We start from the raw sequence: 4,772 nt of genomic DNA, 5'->3' as shown, positions 1-4,772 counted from the left end.
GCTCCGCGACTGGATCCGGCTCACCCTCAACCTGGCGGCGACCGCGCTCTTCCTGTTCCTGCTGCTGCCCGCCGGCACCGACGGTGCCCCGGGGCCGCTCGTCGTCCTCTACGCCCTGGTGCTGATCGGCGCGGCCCTCGACGGGGCCCGGCGCGCGCGTGGTCCGGCCCCGCGTCCGCCCCTCGTGCTCCCGGCCCTCCGACCGGCGCTCGCCGTCGCGCTCGCCGTCGTACTGCTCGCGATTCCGGTGGGCGGTGCGGTCGCCTACGGGGCGGCGCAGGACGAGGCCGTCGAGCGGATGCTGCTCGACAGACTCGCCGACGCCGACAAGCAGGTCGAGGCGCTGCGCGACAGCGACCGGCGGGACAAGACCGCGGGCTACGTCTCCGCCCTCGGTGTCTACCGCGAACTCGGCGAGAACGAGGGCGGTTCGAGAGCCGGGAAGCTCGTGCCCGAGCGGCTGGAGACGTTCTACGCCGCCGTGGCCCGCCCGTACACGGAGAAGGAGTACTGCGAGGCCGTCGGTCCCCTCAAGTACCTGCGCGAGGTGCCCGATTCGGTCGACGCCGACCTGCTCGGCAAACTGGCCGCGTGGCCCGACGAGCCGCTGGCCGTCTCGCTCCTAGAGTGCGGGCGGACCGGGCTGGCAGCGGGCGCTTCGGGAACGGACGGCGGCGAGCTCGCCGAACTCATCTCCACGTTCCCCGAGTCGGCGCAGGCGGCGGCGGTGCGGCCCGCCGTCGACGCCGCCATCGAGCAGCGCGAGAAGAAGCTGGGCGGCGCCGATCCGTGCACGTCCACCACGGAGTTGGAGAACATCTCCGATCTGGTGAAGTCCTTCGAGACGGACACCGCGGCTCTCACGAAGAGCGCGGCGTCGGCCGTGGAGTCCGGGACCTACGCCTGTGGTGTGGATCAGTTCAAGGACAAGCGCTTCGACCTCGCCCTGGAGACGCTGACGTCCTTCCGGTCCACGTACAAGAACAGCGACCGCGGGGACCGCGCGCGGGACATCGCCATCGCCGCCGAGATCGCCGCGGAGCGCGCGGCGGCCGGGAAGCGCCTGCCGCCCGAGAACCCGCCCGGCGGTGCCCGGCTGGAGGTGGTGATCAGCAACGACGCGGCGGACGCGGTGGAGATCCTCTACACGGGCCCCGTGACCGGCACGGTCAGGATAAAGGCGTGCGGCGGCTGCGAGAACTACTCCAGTTACGAGGCCGTCGACAAGGCGTGCAAGGACTCCGGGAAGGGCTATCCGAAGAAGACACTGCGACTGCCGGTGGGCGACTACCACTTCCTGCTCAAGCACTCCGGGGACGCGGCCGACGACGTGACGAGCACGACGGACGGGATGTCGATCGATCCCGGCTACTCGTACACCTACTGCAGCTACGTGGTCGAGACGGATCCGTTCGACTCCATCCGGCCGGTGGACCCGCTGAAGCCGCTGCTGTCCAGGTAGTTCGGCGGCGCCGTCCCGTACGATCTCCGGCATGGGAATGACCTGAGCACACGAGCGTGGTCCGCAAGCAGGATCCGGCAGCCCGGCAGTCACCGGGCCGCGTTCGTGTGCCGTCATCGACCCCAGGAGTGACCAGCCCGTGCCGTACGTATCGCCCGCCCCCGTCCTGAACCACCGTATCGAGCGGCTGCGTGAGCTGGCCGAGGCCGAACCGCGCCTGGAGGGCGTGCTGTTGTACGGGTCGTGGACCCTCGGGGAGTCGGACGCGCACTCCGACATCGACGCGTACCTGTTCGTACGGGACGCGGACGCGGAGAGCTTCGACGGGCGGGAGTTCGTCGAGCGGATCGCGCCGCTGAAGCTGGCCCACACCAATATGCACGGCATCCTCGCCGTCGTCTTCGAGGACCTGATGCGCGGGGAGTTCCATGTCGACGCGGCGGGGCCGGGCATCGGCCTGATCCCGTCGTGGGAGGGGGCTGTTCATCTCCCCGATCCCGAATCCGCCGTCCTTCTCGACCGCGAGGGGCGGTTGACCGCCGCCGCGCGCCGGCTCGCCGAGTTCCGGCCGCCCGAGCCGGTGGCCACGGCTCAGGAACTGTGCGACGAACTCGCCAACTGGACCCTGATGCTGGCCCATGTGCGGGCGCGCGGGGAGACCGCTCGCGCGTACAACCTGCTGCACGCCGTCGTGGCGCCCCTACAGCTGAAGCTGTGCCGGCTGCTGCGCGGTTCCACCACGCACTGGCTCACGCCGAGCCGTGCGCTGGAGCGGGATCTTCCGGAGGCCGACCGCGCCCGCCATCTCGCGACCACCGGCGGAGCGCTGCCCGGTGAACTCCGGTCGGCCGCGATGGAGAGCTGGCGGTGGAGCCGTGATCTCGCCGCCGAGGCGGCGGCGCGCTGGGGCACCGGGCTGCCGCTCCAACTCCATGACGAGATCGCGGAGTTGCTGGCCGAGGGGTGACTCCCGGTGGCATCGCCGCGTGCCGGCGGGCGCCGTCGGACCGGAGGCGGCCGGGCGCGGCGCGGGACCGCGAGGGCACGATCCGGGGGCGGGCGCCGAGGCCGTACGCGAGGACGTGACCTCCCTTGACACGCCTCCGCGCAGCCGCCTACCTTCTCAATGAATCGATTCATTCATCGATCAGGGATCGAAGGAAGCCTCTTGATGACGCCCTCCCCCGAAGCCGCCCGGCACGCTCAAGCCGCCGAGCTCCTCGCGCGTTCCCACCGTCTGGGCGCCGACCCGCGCAACACCAACTACGCGGGCGGCAACACCTCCGCCAAGGGCTCCGCCCCCGATCCGGTGAGCGGCGCCGACACCGAACTGATGTGGGTGAAGGGCTCCGGCGGGGACCTGGGGACGCTCACCGAGCCGGGGCTGGCCGTGCTGCGGCTGGACCGGCTGCGGGCGCTCGCCGAGGTGTACCCGGGCGTGGAGCGCGAGGACGAGATGGTGGCCGCCTTCGACTACTGCCTGCACGGCAAGGGCGGCGCGGCCCCCTCCATCGACACCGCCATGCACGGCCTGGTCGACGCCGCGCACGTCGATCATCTGCACCCCGACTCCGGCATCGCGCTCGCCTGCGCCGCCGACGGCGAGGCGCTGACGGCCGAGTGCTTCGGCGACCGCGTGGTGTGGGTGCCCTGGCGCCGGCCCGGCTTCCAGCTCGGCCTGGACATCGCCGCGGTGAAGGAGGCGAACCCCCGGGCGATCGGCTGTGTGCTCGGCGGCCACGGCATCACCGCGTGGGGGAATACGTCGCGGGAGTGCGAGGAGAACTCGCTGGCCATCATCCGCGAGGCCGAGCGGTTCCTCGCCGAGCGCGGCAGGCCGGAGCCGTTCGGTCCGCCGCTGGACGGGTACGGCCCGCTGCCCGAGGACGAGCGGCGGGCGCGCGCCGCCGCGCTGGCCCCGCTGCTGCGCGGGCTGGCCTCCACCGACCGGCCGCAGGTGGGTCACTTCACCGACAGCGAGCCCGTGCTGGACTTCCTGGCCCGCGCCGAGCACCCCCGGCTGGCCGCCCTCGGCACCTCGTGCCCGGACCACTTCCTCCGTACGAAGGTCCGGCCGCTGGTCCTCGACCTGCCCGCGTCCGCGCCGCTCGACGAGGTCACGGCCCGGTTCACGCGGCTGCACGAGGAGTACCGGGCGCGGTACGCCGCCTACTACGACCGGCACGCCGACGACGACTCGCCGGCGATGCGCGGCGCCGACCCGGCGATCGTGCTGGTACCGGGCGTGGGCATGTTCTCGTACGGCAAGGACAAGCAGACGGCCCGGGTGGCCGGCGAGTTCTACGTCAACGCGATCAATGTGATGCGGGGGGCGGAGGCGGTCTCGTCGTACGCGCCGATCGACGAGTCGGAGAAGTTCCGCATCGAGTACTGGGCGCTGGAGGAGGCGAAGCTGCGGCGGATGCCCGCCCCGAAGCCGCTGTCCACCCGTGTCGCGCTGGTGACGGGCGCCGGGTCGGGCATCGGGAGGGCCATCGCGCACCGGCTCGCGGCCGAGGGCGCCTGCGTGGTCGTCGCCGACGTGAACGCGCGGAGCGCGGCGGAGGTCGCCGGTGAGCTGGGCGGCGCGGACCGGGCGGTGGCGGTCACCGTGGACGTGACCGACGAGGACGCGATCGCCGCCGCCTTCCGCGAAGCGGTGCTCGCCTTCGGCGGGGTGGACCTGGTCGTCAACAACGCCGGGATCTCGATCTCGAAGCCGCTGCTGGAGACGACCGCGCGGGACTGGGACCTCCAGCACGACATCATGGCGCGCGGCTCGTTCCTGGTCTCACGGGAGGCGGCGCGGGTCATGACCGGTCAGGGGCTGGGCGGCGACATCGTCTACATCGCGTCCAAGAACGCGGTGTTCGCCGGGCCCAACAACATCGCCTACTCGGCCACGAAGGCGGACCAGGCCCATCAAGTACGCCTGCTGGCAGCCGAGTTGGGCGAGTACGGGATCCGGGTCAACGGCGTCAACCCGGACGGGGTGGTGCGCGGGTCGGGGATCTTCGCGGCGGGCTGGGGAGCGCAGCGGGCGGCGGTGTACGGGGTGGCGGAGGAGGAGCTGGGCGAGTTCTACGCCCAACGGACGCTGCTCAAGCGCGAGGTGCTGCCCGAGCATGTGGCGAACGCGGTGTTCGCTCTGACGGGCGGCGATCTCACCCACACCACCGGGTTGCACATTCCGGTGGACGCGGGTGTCGCAGCGGCGTTCCTGCGCTGAGGTGGGGAGCGGGCGGGAAGCCGAGAGAGCAGGGGGCACCACCGTGTCGTACACCGAGTCCCCGACGTCGTCGGGAGCTGT

The 4,772-nt window shown here is 72.0% G+C and carries 3 protein-coding genes; all 3 read left to right on the top strand.

Annotated features, from left to right (window positions below; all coding sequences use genetic code 11):
- A partial coding sequence (locus tag GXP76_RS34075; RefSeq protein WP_242575490.1) for a hypothetical protein occupies window positions 1–1,462 on the top strand: 1,462 nt, incomplete at its 5' end.
- Between the two features lie 139 nt (window positions 1,463–1,601).
- Window positions 1,602–2,429, top strand: a complete 828-nt coding sequence (locus tag GXP76_RS34070) for a nucleotidyltransferase domain-containing protein (protein ID WP_242575489.1) — start codon at window positions 1,602–1,604, stop codon at window positions 2,427–2,429.
- Between the two features lie 204 nt (window positions 2,430–2,633).
- The gene (locus GXP76_RS34065) at window positions 2,634–4,691 is read left to right on the top strand and encodes a bifunctional aldolase/short-chain dehydrogenase (protein WP_242575488.1); all 2,058 of its coding nucleotides are present in this window, start codon (window positions 2,634–2,636) and stop codon (window positions 4,689–4,691) included.
- Window positions 4,692–4,772: the final 81 nt, after the last annotated feature.

Origin of the sequence: Streptomyces sp. NP-1717 (genome assembly GCF_022695985.1) — a bacterium.
Lineage (GTDB): Bacteria > Actinomycetota > Actinomycetes > Streptomycetales > Streptomycetaceae > Streptomyces.
This window is presented reverse-complemented; position numbering and strand designations above follow the sequence as displayed.